At 59.8% G+C, this 23,760-nt stretch carries 18 protein-coding genes and 5 tRNA genes; 12 read left to right on the top strand and 11 right to left on the bottom strand.

The window, feature by feature from the left end:
* Positions 1 to 201 precede the first annotated feature (201 nt).
* The 3 genes from RL_RS10945 to RL_RS10935 form a co-directional block, all read right to left on the bottom strand.
* Positions 202 to 4,755, bottom strand: a complete 4,554-nt coding sequence (locus tag RL_RS10945) for an ATP-binding protein (RefSeq protein ID WP_011651709.1) — start codon at positions 4,753 to 4,755, stop codon at positions 202 to 204.
* A 363-nt stretch (positions 4,756 to 5,118) separates the two neighbouring features.
* A tRNA-Arg gene (locus RL_RS10940) sits at positions 5,119 to 5,195 on the bottom strand.
* 57 nt (positions 5,196 to 5,252) lie between these two features.
* Positions 5,253 to 5,558 (bottom strand): ETC complex I subunit, encoded by a 306-nt coding sequence (locus RL_RS10935; RefSeq protein ID WP_003539138.1) that lies wholly within the window; start codon positions 5,556 to 5,558, stop codon positions 5,253 to 5,255.
* 640 nt (positions 5,559 to 6,198) lie between these two features.
* On the opposite strand from RL_RS10935, the gene RL_RS10930 reads away from it, so the two are divergent.
* Positions 6,199 to 6,275, top strand: a tRNA-Pro gene (locus tag RL_RS10930).
* Positions 6,276 to 6,334: 59 nt separating this feature from the next.
* On the opposite strand, the gene RL_RS10925 is transcribed toward RL_RS10930, so the two are convergent.
* Positions 6,335 to 6,823 (bottom strand): DUF192 domain-containing protein, encoded by a 489-nt coding sequence (locus RL_RS10925; RefSeq protein ID WP_011651707.1) that lies wholly within the window; start codon positions 6,821 to 6,823, stop codon positions 6,335 to 6,337.
* Between the two features lie 2 nt (positions 6,824 to 6,825).
* Complete coding sequence (locus tag RL_RS10920) at positions 6,826 to 7,404, bottom strand: cold-shock protein (RefSeq protein ID WP_003539135.1); 579 nt, start codon at positions 7,402 to 7,404, stop codon at positions 6,826 to 6,828.
* Positions 7,405 to 7,599: 195 nt separating this feature from the next.
* Here RL_RS10920 and gloA point away from each other — a divergent pair, with 195 nt between their 5' ends.
* The 5 genes from gloA to RL_RS10895 all read left to right on the top strand — a co-directional run bounded on the left by gloA (position 7,600) and on the right by RL_RS10895 (position 10,024).
* Positions 7,600 to 8,040 carry a lactoylglutathione lyase gene (gene gloA, locus RL_RS10915; RefSeq protein WP_011651706.1) on the top strand — a complete coding sequence of 147 codons (441 nt, stop codon included), beginning with the start codon at positions 7,600 to 7,602 and terminating at the stop codon, positions 8,038 to 8,040.
* Between the two features lie 167 nt (positions 8,041 to 8,207).
* Positions 8,208 to 9,275: a YcbK family protein gene (locus RL_RS10910; protein ID WP_011651705.1), complete on the top strand. Its 1,068-nt coding sequence runs from the start codon at positions 8,208 to 8,210 to the stop codon at positions 9,273 to 9,275.
* 197 nt (positions 9,276 to 9,472) lie between these two features.
* Positions 9,473 to 9,547 (top strand) — tRNA-Glu (locus RL_RS10905).
* A 74-nt stretch (positions 9,548 to 9,621) separates the two neighbouring features.
* Positions 9,622 to 9,696 (top strand) — tRNA-Glu (locus RL_RS10900).
* A gap of 253 nt (positions 9,697 to 9,949) precedes the next feature.
* Positions 9,950 to 10,024 (top strand) — tRNA-Glu (locus RL_RS10895).
* A gap of 48 nt (positions 10,025 to 10,072) precedes the next feature.
* Here the strand turns inward: RL_RS10895 and recJ are convergent.
* The 5 genes from recJ to RL_RS10870 form a co-directional block, all read right to left on the bottom strand.
* Positions 10,073 to 11,875 carry a single-stranded-DNA-specific exonuclease RecJ gene (gene recJ / locus RL_RS10890; RefSeq protein WP_041936292.1) on the bottom strand — a complete coding sequence of 601 codons (1,803 nt, stop codon included), beginning with the start codon at positions 11,873 to 11,875 and terminating at the stop codon, positions 10,073 to 10,075.
* A gap of 80 nt (positions 11,876 to 11,955) precedes the next feature.
* Positions 11,956 to 12,201, bottom strand: a complete 246-nt coding sequence (locus RL_RS10885) for a hypothetical protein (RefSeq protein ID WP_011651703.1) — start codon at positions 12,199 to 12,201, stop codon at positions 11,956 to 11,958.
* A gap of 159 nt (positions 12,202 to 12,360) precedes the next feature.
* The gene (locus RL_RS10880; RefSeq protein ID WP_011651702.1) at positions 12,361 to 13,686 is read right to left on the bottom strand and encodes a homoserine dehydrogenase; all 1,326 of its coding nucleotides are present in this window, start codon (positions 13,684 to 13,686) and stop codon (positions 12,361 to 12,363) included.
* A gap of 66 nt (positions 13,687 to 13,752) precedes the next feature.
* Entirely contained in the window at positions 13,753 to 14,970 is a 1,218-nt protein-coding gene (locus RL_RS10875) for an LL-diaminopimelate aminotransferase (protein ID WP_028742066.1), read from the bottom strand.
* A 221-nt stretch (positions 14,971 to 15,191) separates the two neighbouring features.
* Positions 15,192 to 15,605, bottom strand: coding sequence for a hypothetical protein (locus RL_RS10870; RefSeq protein WP_011651700.1), 414 nt, complete (start codon positions 15,603 to 15,605; stop codon positions 15,192 to 15,194).
* Positions 15,606 to 15,755: 150 nt separating this feature from the next.
* On the opposite strand from RL_RS10870, the gene phaC reads away from it, so the two are divergent.
* The gene (gene phaC / locus RL_RS10865) at positions 15,756 to 17,591 is read left to right on the top strand and encodes a PHA/PHB synthase family protein (protein ID WP_222277490.1); all 1,836 of its coding nucleotides are present in this window, start codon (positions 15,756 to 15,758) and stop codon (positions 17,589 to 17,591) included.
* Between the two features lie 207 nt (positions 17,592 to 17,798).
* The gene (locus RL_RS10860; RefSeq protein ID WP_011651698.1) at positions 17,799 to 19,139 is read left to right on the top strand and encodes a DUF2778 domain-containing protein; all 1,341 of its coding nucleotides are present in this window, start codon (positions 17,799 to 17,801) and stop codon (positions 19,137 to 19,139) included.
* Between the two features lie 39 nt (positions 19,140 to 19,178).
* Here RL_RS10860 and RL_RS10855 read toward each other — a convergent pair whose 3' ends face one another.
* The gene (locus RL_RS10855) at positions 19,179 to 20,336 is read right to left on the bottom strand and encodes a pyridoxal phosphate-dependent aminotransferase (protein WP_041936291.1); all 1,158 of its coding nucleotides are present in this window, start codon (positions 20,334 to 20,336) and stop codon (positions 19,179 to 19,181) included.
* A gap of 211 nt (positions 20,337 to 20,547) precedes the next feature.
* Here RL_RS10855 and RL_RS10850 point away from each other — a divergent pair, with 211 nt between their 5' ends.
* The 4 genes from RL_RS10850 to accC all read left to right on the top strand — a co-directional run bounded on the left by RL_RS10850 (position 20,548) and on the right by accC (position 23,756).
* On the top strand, positions 20,548 to 21,306 hold the full coding sequence (locus RL_RS10850) for a DsbA family protein (RefSeq protein WP_011651696.1): 759 nt from the start codon (positions 20,548 to 20,550) through the stop codon (positions 21,304 to 21,306).
* 161 nt (positions 21,307 to 21,467) lie between these two features.
* On the top strand, positions 21,468 to 21,905 hold the full coding sequence (gene aroQ, locus RL_RS10845; protein WP_011651695.1) for a type II 3-dehydroquinate dehydratase: 438 nt from the start codon (positions 21,468 to 21,470) through the stop codon (positions 21,903 to 21,905).
* Positions 21,906 to 21,925: 20 nt separating this feature from the next.
* Entirely contained in the window at positions 21,926 to 22,396 is a 471-nt protein-coding gene (accB, locus tag RL_RS10840; RefSeq protein WP_011651694.1) for an acetyl-CoA carboxylase biotin carboxyl carrier protein, read from the top strand.
* A 4-nt stretch (positions 22,397 to 22,400) separates the two neighbouring features.
* Positions 22,401 to 23,756 carry an acetyl-CoA carboxylase biotin carboxylase subunit gene (accC, locus tag RL_RS10835; RefSeq protein ID WP_011651693.1) on the top strand — a complete coding sequence of 452 codons (1,356 nt, stop codon included), beginning with the start codon at positions 22,401 to 22,403 and terminating at the stop codon, positions 23,754 to 23,756.
* Positions 23,757 to 23,760 lie beyond the last annotated feature (4 nt).

The raw sequence follows: 23,760 nt of genomic DNA, 5'->3' as shown, positions 1-23,760 counted from the left end.
ATGCCGCACCCGCGGCGCGTACTCACGTAATTGAAATCAGATACACAAATGCGTCCCCGGACGAGCATCGATAGTACAACACGCCATCGCGGCCCGTTGAGGCATGACACCAAAGCGAACGACAGGCCGCCCAACTCACCAGACGCCTAACTCTCCAGGAACCGATGCGTGGGCGAGGCGGAACGGCCAACCAACCTTTACTCAACGTTCGTGTTTTTTCAGAATCTGTTCCGCACCACGCAGTTCCAACAACAGCACTCGATCGACCACGTCGAGCAACCGCTTTCTGAGCTCAGGTTCCTGCTCCGAATTAGCGTATTCAAGGTTGATGAGTTCGTGAAGTTGGTGCCAGGCCATGTCATGTTTTTCGGGACCGTCGGCCGACGTGGTTGCATCGGCTAGTAGCTTCTCCGCGCTTGCGATAACCAGATCAGCCACATTGCCCTGCACTTCCTCCAGTAGATGTAAAAAGGCGAAGGAATCTTCATAGAAGGCTCTGCTATCCAGGAAGTGTTTGGCCAAATCGGTCAAAAGATCGAACTGATCGCGTGGGATGTGTCGGAACGTCTGAGCCGCTTTCTTTCGGACGCCATCGTCTTCGTCATCGAAGTAGCGCCGAACCTTGTCGACCGATCGCGCTCTTAGCGTCGCCTCTGCGATTGCCTGCGAGGCGATATCCGCGGAGAGCCGTCTCGCATCCAGATGAGATCGTTCCAAGCTCTCGGCCCAATCTACGTAGGTCGAATCATGGTAACTCGCGCGCATGACATGCCACGCCGCCACAAGACGAGTTCGCTCGTCTTCAGAGACGGCCATTCGGTTTAGCAGACGATTTCCGGTATCGGGAACCTGATGAATGAAATACGGCAGCAAGGCCGTAGCAGGACGCGTGATCAGGGGTGACAAGGCATTATCGGGAACCAGGCTTTGCTCTACCAGCCGTTCGAGCAGACACGCACAACGTATCTTGTCCACATTGAACATCGGTGTCAGCGGACCTGTCAGGCAGCATCGAACGCTCAGGTCCGTCTCTGTGCCAACGCGACTTTCCAACAGCTCCCACGCCTGGGAACGACGCTGCGGAATATGCCACAAAACCTGGGTGAGAGCTTCCAAGGCCCATCCACGTACGCTGTTGATCCCTCGGATGTGTAGCTTGCTTCCTCTCTCGACGAGGTACTCGATCGTCACGAGCTCCTGCCCAGCAAACGAATCGCTGAGCTCCCGGCTGTCGGTGGCGTGACCGAATTGAATATACCACAGCAGTGCGGTCCAGCACGGCTCATCCTCGCATAGGTCAGGGTAATTGTGGAAAGCACGACATATGATCTCGCCGAAAGGCCGCCCAACCCTTTCATGTGCATTCAGTATTGCTACGCGTAATGTGTCCAAGTCGACGCTCACGGCCTCCACCAGCCCCTGAAGCAATTGGCCGGCATAGACATGATTGGCATTGCTCGGAATTCGGGGAAGTAAACGAGCGAAGCGAACTGGATGCGCTTTGGTGACGCTGTTTAAAACCAAAGCTAGCTGTCTGGCTCCTCCGGTCCGTCGATCTCCGCGATCCCGTCTACTATCGCTGTGATATTCTTCAATCGCCTCGAGCCAGTTCTCGTCACTCATATGCTTGGCTCTGCTGTCCGAAATTGGAGAGCGGACCAAGGTCATCTGAAACTGGTTTGGCTGCCCGACATCCTCCTCTTGGAACTTCCTCCCGAGTTCAGCGAGGCGGCTCCGAGCTGCGCGCCCCAAGGTTTCCGGACCGATCGTGTGCAAGATGCAAAACTGCTCGTAACCGGACCGCGCCAGGTTTCCCAGACAGTAACGTCGACCTTCTGCCGTGGAATCCGCTGCGAACTCCTTGGCGTAGGCGATCTCTGGCCAATGCGTGAGGACGACGTCCTCGACAGCGCACCGGTCGACCTCTGCCAGATGCGGTAATGTTCCTCGGGCTGCGTCTGCGAAAGACTTCCACCGCGCTCCTTCCCATCCGGCCTCGAAAACCTCCGGAAACTCAAGAACGGCGAGGAAATAAATCGAAAGTGCGCTTGGATTCGCGGCAACGGTTTCAAGGTGCAGGTGGATCGCCGCCACATTCTTCCGAGGATCAATGCGATCGAGGAGGCCTCCTGCAACGTCGGGGTTCTCCAGTGCGACTCGTTGGAGCGCGCTCCGGATGAACTGCAGAAAGCGATCTGATCCTGTAGTTACTTCGCCCAAGGGCCTATAATGAAAGGTGTAGTCGACAGCACCCGAGATCGTTTTCTCCTCGATGATTTGAAAGGTGCGTGCCAAAGCGTCGACTGTCCCCTCCAGCAATGCCCTTGGTGATTTCTTGCCAAGCTCGGACAGAGAATGCAGGTCGAGTTCCTTGATTGCATCGCGCGCGAACGGGTGGTCGTCTGGGTGATGCTCGAACCACGCGTTGAAATAGGTTTTCAAAATCGATGACGAGCCGTCCACGTTTTCGCTCGCTATCCACGTCGCTATGAGCAGCTCACGGCGGAGATCATTCCCTGCAAATAGGATTGATGGCTGCGAAGCCATCAAGCGGGTGCAAAGCTCAATAAGGGCGGTGTCAGTCTTCTGTCGCCGGATGTAACCAAACCACTGAAACAAATCCGTGGCCCTCTTATCGTCGCCGCGCCACCAAGCGTCGAGGATAGCCGCAACGCGCTCCGGCCGATCGCCCGCAACACTCTCCAGCCACCACAAGAGTACACGTCTTCGTTGCTCCACCGGGCTTTCTAGCTGTTGAGCCAACCATCCGTTTTCTACGAGTATATCGAACCAGCCAGCCGTCCCCTGGATTGCGGTTCGCACAACAATGGAAAAAGGCTGACTGTGATCGTCAAGCGCGAGGACGATATTGCGCTCGGAGATGGTAGGAGAACCCAAAGCCGCTAACCATTTTGCGAGTGCGATCTTTATGTGAAACCGCACGTCCGATGAATTCAAAACTTCCTTCAATTCGCACAGGTAACGAGAGTGATCACTCTGTCGTAGACTTTCCAAAATCTGGCGCACTTGGGTGCGCCTAAACAGGTGCTGTTCGGTGGAAGTCAGCAGATCGACAACGCTTTGTTTTCCCGCAGCGAATGAACGCGCAAACACATAGTCGAAAAAACTTTCGTGGAAGAAACTGACCGTATTTCGTGATCTCACAATGAGGTGTTCGGATGCGAGGATATCAACGCCTCGATGAAAGTCGTCGAGAACGCTGGCAGGTGCGTCCAGTTTCTGGCGCGAGCTCATCCATTCGCTAAGTCGCGTCAACGGAGCCATTAGCGCCCAGCCCGGCGGCGCGCGGTTTTCCACGATGGAACTCTGCTTTTTCCTAAGCAGTTTTTCGAAGAGGTCGTTGCGGCTGGCGAACTGCGTGTCGCCAGCCCCGCCGATCTCGGCGAAAACGGCGAGATTGAGTGGCAGGCGGAGTAATTCCTGTTGCGTCGTGTCTAGCGCTTCGGCGTTGACTTGAAGTTTGGCGAGCAACGGAGCAACATCGTCCTCCCACTCCAACAGTGGAATATTCACTTGATTGAAGTCGCTGCTCTGCTTGAGCAGCTTGATGCGTTCGTCGTTCTCTATGTCGAACGTGCGGCAAACTAAAACGACGCGCACCGTCGCATATCGGCGTGCTTCGTCGATCATGCGGAGAACCGCGTTCTTGGAGGTTCCGTTGCGGCCGGATATCTCGCTGATGGCATCGAGCTGATCCACAACGAGCACAGCCGTCTGCGTCGGGGACAGCCCCTTCAGGACAGTTACCGGACTCTCTTCTGAACCGAGGAGCGCCTTGCCGAAATCCAAGGAAGACTTGCATTCCAAATGTTGATCAACCCGGAATGCCAGGTGCACAACCTCACGATCATCGAGGTCTTTCAATACCTCGCGGACGACTCCCGATTTGCCGCAGCCGGCGACACCGCTAACCATGACCACACGAGGCCCGGATGGGTTCTTGAGTAGTGAGATAATCTCGTCAGCCTGCGAACGTTCGAGGATGTGTCCTGATGCGCCGAACGGTGTGAAAGAGTTCAGATAGCCTTCGGTTTCGTCTTGCAGTTTCGAACGAAGGGTTGGCTTCAGGGACCATTCTTTGATCCGCAGCTCGGTATCGGAAGGGATTTCCGCTCGGACGGTTTCAGTGGTGAGGTCGCGATTGAGCCTGCCTTCCAAGTAGGCCCGCAATGCAGGATACGCTGCATCCGCTTTATTCTCGAAGAGTAGACTGGCGAAGTCCTCGACCGTCGCCATGATCTCGTCTTGGGGTAAGGTTCGAAATTCGCAGCGGCGAAGCCAGTCGAAAGCGACCGCCGGCTCCACCTCCACGGTGGAATAGAAACTGACGAACTTTTCTCTGGGGGTCGGTAGCAGGCCTCGATCGAAATCGGCGAAGTCGCTTGCGTACGAGGCCTTGCTCGACAGATCGGCGAGATCGACGGCAGGACTCTGCGAAACGAACACGCAGCGGTCGCGCGTTGTTGCAGAAAGACGCGCTGCAAATGCGTCCAAAACCCCTTCCCGTTCCAACGCGCGAATGGTCCAGTTCTGGCTCTGAGCATTTATCTTCGTCTGATGCCAAGACTTGAAGTCGCCCTCGTCGATTGCGAACTCAAATCCCTTGAACTCCTTGCTGATGCCCTCAAGGCGGATCGCTCTTTTCCGACCGTAGAGCACATCCAACAGTTGACGGACCGCCCAAAGGGATTCGTATATATTCCCGAATTTGTCAGAAACGCCGCCGCCAAACAAAAGCCCCTCCGAATCTCTTCATAGCCTCTGCCAGTAATTCTTTAGCTGGGAGTCGACAGCGTTGTCACTGCTCGACCCATCCGTTTGCGCTGTGCTGGTCCTATTTTGTCCGGAGAATACCGAAGCTTGCGATTATCGGCCTGCCCCGCCCCTCCCCGCCGATGAAAATACGGATTCATCCGAACAGATACCGAGGTCGAAAGCGTAACGATCTAGGCAGACGGTTGTGACGCAGTACGAGTGAAAACCAAATATGGACAAACCATAAGCCGCAAAATGCCCAGATCAGCCAGCGCAGGGACAAACCAATCCCGCGAAAACAATCGGATGATTCAAAAACAGATTTAAAATCAATTAGTTGAGTGGCGACCCCTGCAGGAATCGAACCTGCGACAACCTGCTTAGAAGGCAGGTGCTCTATCCAGCTGAGCTAAGGGGCCGTCCGGCGGCCGCGTCTCACGAGCGCGACCGGATGCGGCATATCTGGACCAGAAATCTCAATGCGTCCAGGGCTGCGTGCGGGTATAGCGGAAATTGTCCGGATAGGCGACGACTTGGCGGACCGGATCCTTCGGTGCGATGACGCGGTATTCGATGCCGTTGCGCTGGGCGTAGGCTTCGGCGAGTTCCTGCGTTTCGAAGGTGAGCTTCACCTGCTGGCGCATATCACCCGAGGAAGTGTAGCCCATGATCGGATCGATCTTGCGCGCCGACTCCTGATCGTATTCAAGCACCCAGAGATGGGTCTTGGCCTTGCCGGACTGCATGGCGGTCTTGGCTGGACGATAGATCTTGGCAGACATGACTGCAGCGTCTCCGACTATGCGGGCAGCGCCCGCCTTTCATGGTCTCAATCCCGTTGCCGGCCCGTTCTCGGGCCTTGGCATCATCGCTGAGGATAATGCCAAGAGATGAATTTTGCTTAGCCGCGAATCCCCGCTTTTTCAAGAAAAAAGGCGGTGCGCGACACGGCTGCCGACTCCGTTCGCATGACGGCCGACACCGCCTCCCTGCAAATCCGGTGATTGCCGGCCGGATTTCGCAATATTTCCGCTTGTCTCACCTTGTGATCACAACCTGATTGCCGCTGCCTTCCCTCGGCACTAGTTTGCGGCTCAATCGATTCAGTGGATTTGCAGCTCATGATCAAACGTTCGGCGGAGTTCAATGCCATTGTCATAGGTGCTAGCATCACGGCGTTCTTCTACGTTGTCATCAGCTACGCCCAATATATCGGCCTGATCGCCCACGGCTAAGGTAGCCTTGTGCTGACGTACAATTGCGCCAGGCACACCGAACTCGTGCGCCCGGCAAGCAGGCTGGCGGCCTATCAAGATTTTTCTGTCTTGCATCCACAGGTCCGGCGAGGAATCTTCGGCCAGAGCTGGATTTATGGGTTGCGACGGCGAAGTGAACCGTGTATCTCCCCTGCCATTCACGGCACGGAGTGTAGCGCAGCCTGGTAGCGCATCTGGTTTGGGACCAGAGGGTCGGGAGTTCGAATCTCTCCACTCCGACCATTCAAATATCCCGATATTGTTGAATTCCTTGACAGCCGCGTCGCGGCTCGCATGCGCCGTCACTTCGCCTTCTTCGTCGTCGTGGCGCTGACGATCCTGTCGCCGGGCTTGATTCCGAGTTTGGCAACGATGCCGGCATTGAGTTCGACGACGTATTTCACCGCAACCATCGAATCGATGATGTCGCGCGAATAGGGCACTGCCTTTTCCTTGACGTGGCGGATCGTGCCGGTGTCGTCGGCAAAAAGCATGTCGAGCGGCAGGATGGTGTTTTCCATCCACATGGTGACGCGCCGCGGCTGGTCGAAATCGAAGATCATGCCGGCATCATCGGCCATCGTCTTGCGAAACATCAGTCCGCGGGCGCGCTGATCCGGGGTCGCGGCGATCTCGACGGTGAAATGCAGCACCTTGCCCGCAGCGGTCTGGATGAGCAGCGGCTCCTTGTCGAACCGCATCTCCTCGTCAGCCAAGGCCGGCAGCGCAACCATGAAAAAAAGCGCCAATAAGGCGCTTCTGATGGCATCAAATAGGATTAGGCCGCGCATGTTCAGTGCGACCGGCTTGCCGGGCTCGGAACGTCGGGATGGATCTCTGCGGCCATCAGGCCCTTTTCGCCGTCGCCGAAGCGGACGAGAACCACCTGGCCGGGGCGGAGCTCCGTCAGGCCGAAGCGGCGGAGCGTCTCCATATGCACGAAGATATCTTCGGTGCCCTCGCCGCGCGTCAGGAAGCCGAAGCCCTTGGTGCGGTTGAACCACTTGACCAGCGCACGCTCGAGGCCGCTCGTCGCGGTAACCTGCACATGGGTGCGTACCGGCGGCAGCTGCGAGGGATGAACCGCGGTCGACTGGTCCATCGAGAGGATCTTGAAAGCCTGGTAGCCGCGCTCGCGGCGCTGGATGAGGGCAACGATGCGCGTTCCCTCAAGGATCGTCTGGTAACCGTCGCGGCGCAGGCAGGTCACGTGCAGGAGAACATCCTGCAAGCCGTTGTCGGGTACGATGAAGCCGAAACCCTTGGCGACATCGAACCACTTGACGACGCCGGTGATTTCAACAAGATCGACCGCCTCTCCTGATAGCTCGTCGAGGTCGGAGTATTCGTTCGATGAAATCCTGTCAGCCATTGTCGCCAGCCCCTCGAATACGCGTCACACTGTTACGGTTAACTGATTCTTGAAATCAAGATTAACATCTTGGTAACGGATAAGCGCAAGTCCTAGTTTTCGGTTATTCCCAGGTGCACATTTTATAAAGTTGACTTGCCCGAAGCTGACCTCGGTTCGCCGAAAAAAGCCAGCCCCAATAAAGGAGTAAATAGAATGCGTTATCTACATACAATGGTTCGTGTCAAAGACCTGGACACGTCGCTTGCCTTTTACACCACGCTGTTCGGACTGGAGGAAATTCGCCGCCACGAAAACGAGAAGGGCCGCTTCACCCTGGTTTTCCTGGCTGCTCGCGACGATCTCGACCGTGCGCGCAGCGAAAAAGCCCCCTGCCTCGAGCTTACCTACAATTGGGACACGGAAGATTATAGCGGAGGTCGCAATTTCGGCCACCTCGCCTATGAGGTCGACGATATTTACGCCACCTGCCAGAATCTGATGGACAACGGCATCACCATCAACCGGCCGCCGCGCGACGGGAACATGGCCTTCGTGCGCTCGCCCGACGGCATCTCGATCGAAATCCTGCAGAAGGGCAACCCGCTTCCGGCCACTGAGCCCTGGGCCTCGATGGGCAATACCGGCGCCTGGTAAGGGTTTTTGCCGCAAGGCTTTTGCGAGGCTTGCGGCTTTTTCGATTTCGGGTCCGGCCGGCGCCTCGGCGCTTGCCGCGATCCGACGCCGCAGGCAATCTCCTGGCGACTCGAAGCGGATAGAGAAGCGTTTTTCGCTTATTTTCCGCATCAACTGGAGACTGTCGCTTGCGTAAGATGCAGATGCGGATGCCCGTGACGGGCGCTTTGCTGATCGCCACCTCGGTGCTGGTGCTGTCCGGTTGCGCGTCGGACAAGAAGGCGCTGGATTCGGCGGCGGTGGTTCCGGCTGTGCCGGCCGCAGCACCGCAGCTGGCCACGGCAGCGCCTGCAAGCCCTGCCCCACGTTCGGTCTATACCGATCCCCGGCTCGTCAACGTCTCCGGCGTCCAGGGTGCGCCTCAGGTGGTGGCACAAGATCCGAATGCAGCAGTCCCCCCCGCCGGCTCGGCGACGGCGGCGCCCGCCAATATCGGCGGGCTCGTCCTGCAGTCGACCCGGATCAACGCGCAGGCGATGAGCATCTTTTCCGATCACCAGCCGGCGCCGCAGAACAACAGCACGTCCACCGTCATTCAGCCGCAAGCCTATGTGCCGGTGGAAGGTGCAGCACCTGCGCGAAGCAGCGTCTACAGCCAGCCGCCCGTGCCCCAACAGCCGGCGGAGCCGGTGCTGCCGCAGCAATCATCGCAGAATAGCAGCACGCAGCTTGCGCCCGTGCAGACGGCGTCGCTGGCGACGGGCAGCATTCCGACCGCGACGATGAACGCGCTCTACAGCGCGCCGAAGCAAAACCTGCTCGGCAGCCTCTCGGGCCTGCTGCACAAGGCGGCCCTGCCCGGCATGACGCGCATCGCGCCGAACGGGCTGCATCTCCAGAACGACAAGGTCGAGGTCGGCTGCTTCAAGCCCGACCTGCTGAAAGTGATCAAGATTGTCGAAAGTCATTTCGGCCGGCCGGTTATCGTCACCTCCGGCTACCGTGACGAAGAGCATAACCGCCTCGTCGGCGGCGCCGACGAATCGATGCACAAGAGCTGCGAGGCTGCCGACATCCAGATCGACGGCGTGACGAAATGGGATATCGCCGCCTATATCCGCTCGTTGCCCGACCGCGGCGGCGTCGGCACCTACTGCCACACGGATTCGGTTCACCTCGACACTGGCAAAACCCGCGATTGGAACTGGGGCTGCGGCGGCAAGCGCCCACCGATAACGACGGCAAGAGCGATCTGACGGCCGCGCGATTTCCACATTACGTTAGGGCAGCGCCGCCTCGTCTCGTTAAAGCAACAACCGGCAGCTTATTGATTCAGCTTCAATAATCGGCTTCCCGAACGCACTCGGATTTCCTGTCATTTTTTTGAAAGAAAACCGCAATTCCGCTTGCGGGATTCAAAACGCCTGACTATAAGGGCGCCACCACGAAGGAAGCGCCCTTCGTCTATCGGTTAGGACACCAGATTTTCATTCTGGGAAGAGGGGTTCGACTCCCCTAGGGCGTACCACTTTCTCTCCATAAAGAAGCCATCACTTCCGCTTGCAGAAGCCGGCGTGCGCTCCTATTTTAACGAGGCTGCCTGCGCCCTTCGTCTATCGGTTAGGACGACAGATTCTCATTCTGTAAAGAGGGGTTCGACTCCCCTAGGGCGTACCACTGTTGATGATAGGCCATCGTCATCCGTTTCGATCGACCTTGGCCGGCCCTATGAGTCCCCTTGAGGAGAACCCTTCGGGTTCGCGCAACGCGGCCCATCCTAGCCCACCGGCTCGATTTTTCTCCACTCCGCCGTAACCAACGCCGCGATTTTCCACAGCAGCAAAAAAATCGGCGAAAACGATGATTTTTTCGTGCCTTGGCGCTTGCGGCCTTCGAAGGTGCTGACTATAAGGGCGCCACCACGAAGGAAGCGCCCTTCGTCTATCGGTTAGGACACCAGATTTTCATTCTGGGAAGAGGGGTTCGACTCCCCTAGGGCGTACCACTTTCTCCCCTTGGCACTTCCCATCGTCAGCGCTCTTGCGCGACTGCTCTATTTCGCCGGCGCAGCATCGCAGACGCGGAGCTGGATGCGGCGTGCACCCTGGTAGTGGTCGGCACCGAGCGAACCGGCGACATGCAGGCTGGCGCCGCGTGAATTGATGAGAAGATTGCCAAGCGGCGTGTCGGCGGCGCGGAAGGCGATGCCGTCGAGTCGCGATCCGTCCATGGCCTCCAGCGTCACCTTCACATGTTTCTCACCGACCAGGCGGGCGTCGCGCAAACGATGCGCCGGCACGGCAAAGAGCGGCTGTGCGTGGCCAGAGCCATAGGGGCCGGCGGCCTCCAGGCGGTCGATGAGTTCGAGGGTGGCCCCGCTTGCGCCGATCGCACCATCGATCTTCAGCGTCTCGTTGGCGACGAGGCCGGCCACCGTCCTCTCGGCTTTCTCCGTGAAGAAGGTTCTCAGCCTGCCGAGATTGGCGCGCTCGACCGTCAGCCCCGCGGCCATGGCGTGACCGCCGCCCTTGACGAGCAGTCCCTCGTCGACAGCAGCCCGCACCATTCTGCCCATGTCGAAGCCGTTGATGGAGCGGCCCGAGCCGGTGCCCCGGCCGGAGGGATCGAAGGCGATCGCGAAGGCAGGCCGTTTGAACTTCTCCTTCAGCCGCGCCGCGATCAGCCCGACGATGCCGGGATGCCATTTCTCATGGGCGGTGACGATGACGGAGGCGCCCTCGCCGTCGCCATATTCGGCAAGCGCCTCGGCTTCGGCCTCCTGCAGCATGATCGCCTCCATCGCCTGGCGTTCGCGATTGAGCTCGTCAAGGCGCTGCGCGATCACATCAGCCTCTCCGGCGTCATCAAGCGTCAGCAGCCGGCTTCCGAGTGCCGCGTCGCCGATCCGCCCGCCGGCATTGATGCGCGGGCCGATCAGGAAGCCGAAATGATAAGGCGTCACGGGACCCGCGAGCCCCGCCTTGCGCAATAGTGCGGCAAGCCCGGCATTGCTCTGGTGGCGGGCAGCGACCAGCCCCTTCACCACATAGGCGCGGTTGAGGCCCTTCAGCGGCACCACATCGCAGACCGTCGCAAGAGCCACGATATCCAGCCATTGCAGCAGGTCGATCGCCAGGATGCGCTTGTTACCGGCCGCGCGCAGCAGCCGGAGCGTCGCGACCAGCACCATGAAGACGACGCCGGCCGCGCAAAGATGCCCCTGCCCCGAGAGATCGTCCTCACGGTTCGGGTTGACCAGCGCATGGCAGGGCGGCAGCTCATGTGTCACCTGGTGGTGATCGATGACGACGACATCGATATTGCGCGCGGCAGCGGCGGCCAGCGCCTCGTGGCTGGTGGAGCCGCAATCGACGGTGACGATCAGCTGAGCGCCATTGTCGACCAACTGATTGATCGCCGCCGGATTGGGGCCGTAACCTTCGAAGACTCGGTCGGGGATATAGATGGTCGCCCTGACGCCGAAATGGCTGAGAAAGCGGAACATCAGGGCCGAGGAGGCTGCGCCGTCGACGTCGTAGTCGCCGAAGATAGCGACGCTCTCGCCGCGCTCGATCGCGCGCAGGAGGCGGGTCGCGGCCTTTTCGCAGTCTGTCAGCTTATGGGGATCGGGCATCAGGCTGCGGATCGTCGGGTCGAGGAATTCGATCGCCTCGTCTACCGTCACGCCGCGCCCGGCGAGCACCCGGGCGATCAGATCCGGCAGTCCGTGGATTTGCGACATGGCCAGCGCACGGTTCTGCCCGGCCTGGTCGAGCCGCGCGACCCAGCGATTGTCGAGCGCGGATTTCTCCACGCCGAGAAACGCGCGCTGTATCGGATCGACGAGATCTGCCATGCCATACTCCGCTGACTTCATCTGCTCTTTCTACAGGAGCAGCGGAGATAACATAGCGGTGGATTTGCAGACACGCATTTTTACCAAAACACCGCCCAGATGATCATGGCGATGCCGGCGAACTGCACCAGCACGAACGAAAACAGCGTCAGCAGAATGGCCCAGTTACGGCCTTCCGTGTTTTCCTCGTCATCAGCCTCATCAGAGACCTCTTGACGAATTTCACGGTAGGCCGGCTTGAGGATTTCCTCAAGCATATCAGTATGGTCCGGCGGCACCTCGCTCGGGCAGCCATACCCCTTCCCGGCGTGGCTGTCCTTGCTCATGAAATTCTCCACGCAGACGACTCACCATCTATGGTTTAGTTATATCAATATTTCGGTATCTGTTAATATAGACTTCTGTAACGGAGGGTTGAACGAAAAGCAGAAAAACCGCCCTGCAGAGACAGGGCGGCTCAACGTCCTCCGGCAAGGGAAAAAGGTTCAGCCTTCTTCCTTGGGCCGCTCGATGCGAATGACCTGCGGCTCACCGAAGAGATAACCTTCCGACTTGATCGAGGCGACCGCCTTGCGCACCGATTCTTCCGTCGTCGCGTGGGTGACGAGGATGATCGTCTGGTGGTGCGATGGCGCCAGATGCTGTTTGGAGCGCTGGACGATCGATTCCAGCGATATGTTGTTTTCGGCCATGCGGGTTGCGACGCTGGCAAAGACGCCGGTGCGGTCGAGCACGGTCAGGCGGATGAAATAGCCGCCCTCGTGGCTCTGCATCTGCGCCTTGCGGTAGGGCTCCAGCGTCGCTGCGGGATGGCCGAGCACCGGCACGCGCTGGGCGCCCGGCTGGCTCTTGGCGATATCGGCGATATCGCCAAGCACCGACGAGGCCGTGGCGTTGCCGCCAGCGCCCGGGCCGACCATCAGCAGTTCGCCGAGCACGTCGGATTCGATCGCCACCGCATTGGTGACGCCGTCGACCTGGGCGATGACCGAATCGACCGGCACCATTGTGGGGTGGACGCGCTGTTCGATGCCGGTATCGGTGCGCTGGGCAACGCCCAAGAGCTTGATGCGATAACCGAGCTCGGCAGCGGCGTGGATATCCTCGATCGAGATGTTGGTGATGCCTTCGAGATAGATGTCGTCGGCGGCGATCTGATTGCCGAAGGCGAGGGTCGTGAGGATGGAAAGCTTGTGGGCCGTGTCGTTGCCCTCGATATCGAAGGCCGGATCGGCCTCGGCATAGCCCAGCCGCTGCGCTTCCTTGAGGCATTCGGCGAAGGAAAGCCCCTCCTTCTCCATCTTGGTCAGGATGTAATTGCAGGTGCCGTTCATGATGCCATAGATGCGCGAGACGGAATTGCCCGTCAGCGATTCGCGTAGCGCCTTGATGACCGGGATGCCGCCGGCGACTGCTGCCTCGAAGTTCAGCAACGAACCCTTCTCCTCGGCAATCGTCGCAAGCTCGACGCCGTGATAGGCAAGCAGCGCCTTGTTGGCTGTCACCACATGGAGACCACGCTGGAGCGCCGTGCGCACGGAGACGTTGGCAGCCCCTTCGGCGCCGCCCATCAACTCGACGAAGACGTCGATATCGCCTTTTTCGGCAAGGTCTTCCGGCCGGTCGAACCAGGTAACAGTGGAAAGATCGATGCCGCGGTCCCTCGCCTTGTCACGTGCCGAAACGGCCGTGATGGTGATCGGACGCCCGCAGGTAACGGCAAGCTCGTTGCTTTTCTGCTGAATGATGCGGACAAGCGAGGCGCCAACGGTGCCCAAGCCCGCAATGCCGATTTTGAGGGCATCTGCCATGGATCGATCCTGAAATGTCTCTCGTGAGAGACAGCCGCAGATCTGCGGCTGTCTTCAAGGTTGGAATTAACGGTGGGCGTTGAGCGAGATGACGTTGTGCATCGTCTCGTCCGCCGTCGACATGAACTTTTTGATGTTGCGCGCAGCCTGGCGGATGCGGTGTTCGTTCTCGACAAGTGCCAGACGGACGTAGTCGTCGCCCATTTCGCCGAAGCCGATGCCCGGGGCAACGGCGACGTCGGCCTTCTCGACCAGCAGCTTGGAGAATTCCAGCGAACCGAGATCACGGAACTTTTCCGGGATCTTCGCCCAGGCGAACATCGTCGCAGCCGGCGGCGGCACGTCGAACCCGGCCTTGCCGAAGCTTTCGACCATGACGTCGCGACGGCGTTTATAGACGTTGCGGACTTCCGCAATGTCGGAACCGTCGCCGTTCAGCGCATGCGTCGCCGCCACCTGGATCGGCGTGAAGGCGCCGTAGTCGAGATAGGACTTGACGCGGGTGAGCGCCGCGATCAGTCGCTCGTTGCCGACGGCAAAGCCCATGCGCCAGCCCGGCATGGAGAAGGTTTTCGACATCGAGGTGAACTCGACGGTCACGTCCATCGCGCCCGGCACTTCGAGAACCGACGGCGGCGGGGCGCCGTCGAAGTAGATTTCCGAATAGGCAAGGTCGGAGAGCACGATGATGTCGTGCTTTTTCGCAAAGGCGATGACGTCCTTGTAGAAATCGAGCGTCGCGACAAAAGCCGTCGGGTTCGAGGGATAGTTGAGGATCAGCGCCAAGGGCTTCGGGATCGAATGCCGGACGGCACGTTCGAGCGGTTCGAAGAAGCTCGCATCCGGCTCCACCGACATGGAACGGATCACGCCGCCCGCCATCAGAAAGCCGAAGGCGTGGATCGGATAGGTGGGGTTCGGGCAGAGGATCACGTCGCCGGGCGCGGTGATTGCCTGCGCCATGTTGGCGAAGCCTTCTTTGGAGCCCAAGGTGGCGACCACCTGGGTATCCGGGTTGAGCTTGACGCCGAAACGGCGGGCATAATAGGCGGCCTGGGCGCGGCGCAGGCCCGGAATACCTTTGGAAGAGGAATAACGGTGCGTGCGCGGATCCTGCACGACCTCGCACAGCTTGTCGACGATCGACTGAGGAGTGGGAAGGTCGGGGTTTCCCATGCCGAGATCGATGATATCGGCGCCGCCCGCTCGCGCGCTTGCCTTCAAACGGTTGACCTGTTCGAAAACATAAGGCGGCAAACGCCGGACTTTGTGAAACTCTTCCATCTCATTCCCCATGGAAAGGCGGCATTTCGGGCCGCAGTCGAAGTTCGTTCCGTCTCCCGGCGGCTGCGACACGAACTTCAGAATCGCAACGCCGTATTCATCAGACCCAAGCGACGCGGCGAATCTTTGACGGAAAGGCCGCGAAACGCGCTTTATCGGGAAAATCGTATCTTCCGATCCTTGCCGAAGGCTTTGCGTCCAAATTGCCTGAAAGGCAAGGTCTATTTGGAGATTTCAGACAGCGTATCAGTGCCGTGTTCGGCGGCGAGACGCCGCATTTCGGCGACCTTGGCCTGATATTCGGCTTCCGAAAGCGCGCCTGCCTTGCGCCGGGCGGCAAGTGCCGTCAGCTGATGCTGCAGTTCGGCCGCCTGCTCGTCGCTCATCTGGACATTGGCGGCGGTCAGCGGCGCGCCGAAATTCGGATAGCCGTCCTGGTATTTTGCAAGGCCGCCCTCGGCCGCCTCGCCCTTGGTGGCCGGCATGACGACGGCGGTCGGCGCCGCTCGCTTGGCGGCGGCTGCAGCTTTTTGTTCCGCCGTCAGATTGCATCCGGCAAGGGCCATCGCCGCCGCGGCGCAGATCAGTGCGGTGCGGTTGAAGGTTGCGATGTGCCGAATGCCGTTCTTCGTCATGCCTCAAAAATCCAGTTTTGACTGCTTCGACTGTTAAATTTGTCGCAGCCACAAAGCAATAGCATGAGCCGATGCGGGTGGAACTTGTTTTCTCGTTCGATCACGATGTACAACGAATGGATAAAAAGAGTGGTGCTGCCGCCGGAGGAAATGGTGACCGACAGCAAGCAGGAGAATGGCGGCAAGGCCGGCTTCGACGCGACCGATCTCGATCCCTATCTATTGAAGGATCCTGAGGCCATGGCGATGAATTTCGCCCGGGCGCTCGAAAATCTCGGACAAGCAGCCTCTGCCTGGCTTGCGCCGCGCGAACGCGGCGAGATCACCGAAAGCGCCGCCGATCCGATGACCGACATGGTCAAGACGCTTTCCAAGGTCACCGAATACTGGATTTCCGATCCGCGCCGCACCTTCGAGGCACAGACGCAACTGATGTCCTCGTTCTTCGGCATCTGGATGCGCTCGATGCAGCGCATGCAGGGCGATCCCACGCCACCCGAGCCGGACACCCGCAAGGACAAGCGCTTTTCGGACGAGGACTGGCAGAAGAATCCGTTCTTCGATTTTCTCCGCCAAGTCTATTTCGTCACGACCGACTGGGTGGAAAAGATGGTGTCGGAGACCGAAGGACTCGACGAGCACACCAAACACAAGGCCGGCTTCTACGTGAAGCAGATCACGGCAGCGCTTTCGCCGACCAACTTCATCGCCACCAATCCGCAGCTCTACCGCGAGACGATCGCGACCAGCGGCGCCAATCTGGTGCGGGGGATGAAGATGCTGGCCGAGGATATCGCTGCCGGACATGGCGATCTTCGCCTTCGCCAGACCGACATGACGAAATTCGCCGTCGGTCGTGACATGGCGCTGACGCCAGGCAAGGTGATCGCCCAGAACGACATTTGCCAGATCATCCAGTACGAGGCATCGACCGAAACGGTGCTGAAGCGGCCGCTGTTGATCTGCCCGCCCTGGATCAACAAGTTCTATATTCTCGACCTCAATCCGCAAAAATCCTTCATCAAATGGTGCGTCGACCAGGGTCAGACGGTCTTCGTCATTTCCTGGGTCAACCCGGATGCGCGCCACGCCGACAAGGACTGGGCGGCCTATGCCCGCGAGGGCATCGATTTCGCGCTTGATACAATCGAGAAGGCGACCGGCGAGAAGGACGTCAACACCGTCGGCTACTGCGTCGGCGGCACGCTGCTTGCCGCGACACTGGCGCTACATGCCAAGGAGAAGAACAAGCGCATCAAAACCGCGACACTCTTCACCACCCAGGTCGACTTCACCCATGCCGGCGACCTCAAGGTCTTCGTCGACGAGGAGCAGCTTGAATCGCTTGAAGAGCATATGCAGGCGGCCGGCTATCTGGACGGCACGAAGATGTCGATGGCCTTCAACATGTTGCGCGCCTCCGAGCTGATCTGGCCTTATTTCGTCAACAACTACCTCAAGGGCCAGGATCCCCTGCCCTTCGACCTGTTGTTCTGGAACGCCGATTCGACCCGCATGGCAGCGGCAAACCATGCCTTCTACCTGCGCAATTGCTATCTCAAGAATGCACTGACGCAGAACGAGATGATCCTCGACGGCAAGTCCGTGTCGCTGAAGGACGTAAAGATCCCGATCTATAATCTCGCCACCCGCGAGGATCACATCGCACCCGCCAAGTCCGTCTTCTTCGGCAGCCAGTTCTTCGGCGGCAAGGTGGAATTCGTCGTGACCGGCTCCGGACATATCGCCGGCGTCGTCAACCCGCCCGACAGGAAGAAATATCAATACTGGACGGGCGGCCCCGCCAAGGGGGACTACGAGACCTGGCTCGAGCAGGCGACCGAGACGCCAGGATCATGGTGGCCACATTGGCAGGCCTGGATCGAGACGCATGACGGCAGACGCGTGCCGGCACGCAAACCCGGCGGCGATGCGTTGAACGCGATCGAGGAAGCGCCGGGAAGTTATGTGATGGAGCGCGCCTGAGAAGGCCCAACGCATCTCTTTTTGAGACGTCGAAAGAAAGAGCGACGCAGCGTAAACAAATTAGAAACCATAATTCGTCATCCTTGCGAGACAGTCGGACGTCGTGGGTGGTCTAAATTCGGCCCATTTACGCCTGTACCGGCCCCGGCGAAGTGTAGTCAGTCAGTGCCGCCGGCCTGCGTAGCGAGTTTGAAAGACGAGTGTAGTATGGCGTGTGCGGTCGGGACGTTCGATGACGTCACCCCTCTTGGCGGATCTGCTTTCCGTTGGCGCAGATCTCGCGGTTTCCTTTACGGTGTTGTCGGCGCCGGATTTCTGACCTCGACATGGCTGATCGCGACCTTCGCGACGATGCACTCGATAGCCGCTCCCTATTCTCCGTCCGATCGCCTGGCACAGCTCGGCGCTGCGCCGAAGGTGGCTCCGTCAACGCGCCATGAGAGGCTGATCCATGTCGGCAAGGCCGACCGGCTGGCCGCCTTCGATGCGAAGCCGAAGGTCCCGCTGACGGCGAGCCTCATTCAATCCCATGCCGAAAAGACCGCCGCCGCTGCAACGGCGCTTGCGGTTCTCGCTAAAAACAATCGGCTCGCCATGGCTGCCGAACAGCCGGTCGTGGCGGCGATCTCCGACAGCGCCAAATTCCGCAAGGACGACGTGATCGCGGCGGCGCCAGTCGAGGTCGCCTCGGCAGAGACGGCCGAAGACGACGGTGACCGGATCATTGTTCCCTCGAAGGAGGCGGTCGCCGCAGCCGAACTCCCGACCTTGCTTGCTCTTGCCGATGCCGGATCCCGGCAAATCGCGCCGACCCCGGTCGAGCCAACCACACCTCCTGTCAGAACCGCCTCCATTCCCGCCTCGGCACCCACACCGGTGGCCGTCGCCGCGGCGGACGACGCGCCCCCCTTCGATCTCGTGCTGGCGCCGGATGAAGGTTCGGTGCCGCTGCCGATGGCACGTCCCGATGGCCTCATCGGCAAACCGACACCGGCCTCCAAGGGTTCGCAGCGCTCAGCCGAGCCTGTGCTTGCCTACGCCCAGCCAAACTCGCCGATCGAGGATGACGAGGACGATGCAGTGCCGCGCTACGACAAGCCGGTCTTCTCGCCGAAGCTGCGCGCGGGCGTGGCGATCTACGATATCGAAAACAGCATCGTCTATCTGCCGAACGGCGAGCGGCTCGAGGCCCATTCCGGGCTCGGTAAGATGCGCGACAACCCGCGTTTCGCAAATAAGAAGATGCGCGGACCGACGCCGCCGCACACCTATGTTCTTACCATGCGCGAGAGCCTTTTTCACGGCGTCGAGGCGCTGCGGCTGACGCCGGTCGAGGGTTCGGACGCCATCTTTGACCGTGTCGGCCTGCTCGCCCACACCTACATGCTCGGCAAGAACGGCGATTCCAACGGCTGCGTCTCGTTCAAGGATTACCGCCGCTTCCTCGCCGCCTACAAGCGCGGCGACATCAAGCAGCTCGTGGTGGTGCCGCGGCTGAACAACAAACCGTCTTCGACGCTTGCCTCGCTGTTTTCGCGGCGTAGCTGAGGATTGGAGTGCGCACCGCCGCTTGCCCGGCAGCGGACGTTACTTCAACCAGGCTGCGATTCGCTCCACCGCCTCGGCGATCTCCGCCTCCGAACCCGCATAGGACAGACGCAGCGTTCGATTTCCCTCCAGCGGATCGAAATCGAGACCGGGCGTTGCGGCGACGTCGATTTCCGCGAGCATGCGTTTGGCAAAGCCCATGCTGTCATTGGTGAAGCGGGTGACGTCGAGATAGGCGTAAAAGGCGCCGTCCATCGGCGAGGCGATCGAAAGCCCGATCTGCGGCAGTCGTCGCATCAGCAAATCGCGGTTGGCGGCGTAACTGGCCTTGTAACGATCGAGCTCGGCGCCGGCGCTTAGAGCGGCCGTGGCGGCGATCTGAGAAAGTTCGGGCGGGGATATATAGAGGCTCTGCGCCACCCGCTCGATCGGCCGAACCAGGCGCTCGGGAAGCACCATCCAGCCGATTCGCCAGCCGGTCATGCAATAATATTTGGAGAAGGAGTTGATGACGATCGCCTCGTCGGTCAGCTCCAGTGCGCTCGCCTCTTCGCCGGCGAAGGTCAGCCCGTGGTAGATTTCATCGGAGATGAAGGCGATGGAATGGGCCGCGCAGTAATCCGAAAGCGCCTTCAGCCCCTCGCGGTCGGTCACTGTGCCAGTCGGGTTGGCGGGGCTTGCGAGCAGCACGCCTTTCAGCGTGATGCCGCTTTCCTTCTGCGCCGCTTCGAGGCTTTGCGGCGTCAGGGTGAAGTGGGTCTCGGCCGTTACAGGCACTTCGAGAACCTTCAGGCCCAGCGCGCCGAGGATATTGCGATAGGCGGGATAACCGGGTCTTGCGATCGCCACCGCATCGCCGGCATCGAAGAGCGACAGGAAGGCGAGATTGAAGCCGGCCGAGGAACCGGTGGTGATGGCGATGCGCTTGGGATCGATCTCCAGGCCGTGGCGATCCTTGTAGTGCCAGGCGAGCGCCGATTTCAGCCGTGCCGTCCCCAGCGCATCGGTATAACCGATCCGGCCTTCGGCAAGGGCTGCGCGCGCCGCTTCGAGGGCCCCTAGAGGTGCCGCATGCGAGGGCTGGCCAACCGCCATCGAGATGACGGGATGGCCGGCCGCACGCCGCTTCGTCGCCTCCGCCAGGACGTCCATGGCGTGAAAAGACTCGACTTCGCTGCGTTTCGATATGGAAAACAAGATCGTTTCTCGCTCAGCTTCTGAAATCACGGCCCGACAATTGCCGCATTAATCGGCTCATCACAATCCCGCGAGGGCCGCGCGCGGACGAAAAATTCTGGTTTGAGCAGAACCGAACGCACCGTACCTTGACGCGACGCATTCAAGTCCATTAACCCGGCGACGGTCTTCTCGATGAAGAGACGACCATATCGCCGATGACGAGGATATCATGGCATTCTTCCCGAAGACCTTCACCGCACTGGCGCTTGCCGCATCGATCGCCCTTCCGCTTCCGGCGGCAGCGCTCGACGACCAGCAGAAGAAGGAGTTCGGCGAATTCATCAAGCAATACCTGATCGAGAACCCCGAGATCATGCTCGAAGTCCAGGATGCGCTGCAGAAGAAGCAGGAGGCCCAGCGGTCGGTGAAGGCCAATATGGCGATCGAAGAGAACAGCACCGACATCTTCGAATCGAAGAATGACGTTACGCTCGGCAATCCCAAGGGTGATGTCACTGTCGTCGAATTCTTCGATTATAATTGCAGCTATTGCCGCCATGCGCTTCCCGACATGCAGGCGATGCTGAAGAAGGACAAGAACGTCCGTTTCGTCCTCAAGGAATTCCCGATCCTCGGGCCGGATTCAGTCGCCGCCCACAAGGTGGCCGACGCCTTCCGCAAGCTCGCACCGGAGAAATATGCCGATTTCCATGTCGCCCTTCTCGGCACCGAAGGCCGCGCCTCTGACGAAACGGCGGTCGCGGTCGCCGCTTCGCTCGGCGTCAGTGAGGACAAGATCCGCGCCGAGATGGCAAAAAGCCCGAATGACGGTATAGTCCAGGCGACCTACCAGCTCGCCTCCAGTCTCGGCATCAGCGGCACGCCCTCCTATGTGATAGGCAACGAACTGGTGCCCGGCGCCGTCGGGCTCGACGATCTCGAAGCCAAGGTCAAGAACATGCGCAGCTGCGGCAAGACCGCCTGCTGAGCAAACCAGTCGCCAGCCGTCAGCCCATCAAATCGCCAAAATCGAAGTGTTTCAACCATGTGGACAAATGTGGCACGATTGCCGCTGGCCAATCCGTAAGGGCTTTCATTCAGCCTTCGCGGAGTCTATAGGTTGCCGTCGTACATTTTACGGAACATTCGATGACGCAAACGATTTTTGTCCTGAACGGCCCCAACCTCAACATGCTGGGTAAACGAGAGCCCGGCATTTATGGCGGCAAGACGCTCAAGGACATCGAGGCGGACTGCAAGGCCGCGGGCCGCGAACTCGGCCTCGATATCGACTTCCGTCAGAGCAACCACGAAGGCACGCTCGTCGACTGGTTCCATGAGGCCGACGAAAAGGCCGTCGGCGTTGCCATCAATGCAGGCGCCTATACGCATACATCGGTCGCGCTGCATGATGCGATCCGCGCTATTTCCATTCCCGTCGTCGAGCTCCACATATCCAACGTGCATGCACGGGAAGAATTCCGCCACAAGTCGATGATCGCGCCCGCATGCAAAGGCGTGATCTGCGGCTTCGGGCCTCACAGCTACATCCTGGCGCTCCACGCGCTGAAGAACATCACGGCATAAGAAGAAGACAGGGCAACACCATGGCTGAAAAGAAATCGGGTATCGACCAGGCACTGATCCGCGATCTCGCCAATATTCTGAACGAAACGGATCTGACGGAGATCGAGGTTGAGCAGGACGACCTGCGCATCCGCGTTTCGCGCGCCGGCACGCCGCAATATGTCCAGGCGCCGATCGCAGCACCTGGTTATGCCGCGCCCGCAGCCGCCGCTGCGTCAGCCGTTGCTGCGCCTGCCGCAGCTCCCAGCCGCAACCCGGCCAATGTCGTCAATGCACCGATGGTGGGTACCGTCTACATGGCGCCGGCTCCGGGCGCGCGGCCGTTCATCGAAGTCGGCGCAACCGTCAAGGAAGGCCAGACGTTGATCATCATCGAAGCGATGAAGACGATGAACCAGATCCCCTCGCCGAAGTCAGGCAAGGTGACCGAGATCCTCGTCGATGACGGACATCCCGTCGAATACGGCCAAGCCCTCGTCGTCATCGAATAGGCCGATGCCCATGATTTCGAAAATCCTCATCGCCAATCGCGGGGAAATCGCCCTTCGCGTGCTCCGGGCCTGCAAGGAGCTGGGTATCGCCTGCGTCGCGGTTCATTCCACCGCCGACGCCGATGCCATGCATGTGCGCCTTGCCGACGAAAGTGTGTGCATCGGCCCGCCCTCCTCGCGCGAGAGCTATCTCAACATCCACCAGATCGTCGCCGCCTGCGAGATCACCGGCGCTGACGCCGTGCATCCGGGCTACGGCTTTCTGTCGGAGAATGCCAAGTTCGCCGATATCCTCGAAGCCCACGGCATTACCTTCATCGGGCCGACGGCCGACCATATCCGCATCATGGGCGACAAGATCACCGCCAAGACGACGGCGCTCGAGCTCGGCATTCCCGTCGTTCCGGGCTCGGACGGCGAAGTGAAGACCGAAGAGGATGCGCTGAAGACGGCGGCTGAAATCGGCTATCCCGTGCTGATCAAGGCCACGGCCGGCGGCGGCGGACGCGGCATGAAGGTCGCCAAGAGCGAGGCCGACCTGATCGAGGCCTGGTCGACGGCGCGCACGGAAGCGGCAGCCGCCTTCGGCAACGATGCCGTTTACATGGAAAAATATCTCGGCAAGCCGCGCCACATCGAAATCCAGGTGTTCGGCGACGGCGAAGGCAATGCCATCCATCTCGGCGAGCGCGACTGCTCGCTGCAGCGGCGCCATCAGAAGGTCTGGGAAGAGGCGAATTCGCCGGCACTCAACGTCGAGCAGCGCATGAAGATCGGCCAGGTCTGCGCCGACGCCATGAAGAAGCTGAAATATCGCGGCGCCGGCACGATCGAATTCCTCTACGAAAACGGCGAGTTCTATTTCATCGAAATGAACACCCGCCTGCAGGTGGAGCATCCGATCACCGAAGCGATCACCGGCATCGACCTGGTGCACGAGCAGATCCGCGTCGCTTCCGGCGGCGGTCTCTCGGTGACGCAGGATGAAGTACATTTTTCCGGTCACGCCATCGAATGCCGTATCAATGCCGAGCACCCGCGCACCTTCGTGCCTTCGCCCGGTACGATCACGCATTTCCACGCGCCGGGCGGCCTCGGCGTGCGCATCGATTCCGGCGCCTATCAGGGCTACAAGATCCCGCCCTATTACGACAGCCTCATCGGCAAGCTGATCGTGCACGGCCGTACCCGCGTCGAATGCATGATGCGCCTGCGCCGGGCGCTCGACGAATTCGTCGTCGACGGCATCAATACGACGCTGCCGCTGTTCCAGGATCTCGTCTCCAACCAGGATATCGCCAACGGCGATTACGACATCCACTGGCTGGAAGAATACCTCGCCAATACACCGGCGGCATAGGACA

Source organism: Rhizobium johnstonii 3841 (assembly GCF_000009265.1).
GTDB lineage: Bacteria > Pseudomonadota > Alphaproteobacteria > Rhizobiales > Rhizobiaceae > Rhizobium > Rhizobium acaciae.
This window is presented reverse-complemented; position numbering and strand designations above follow the sequence as displayed.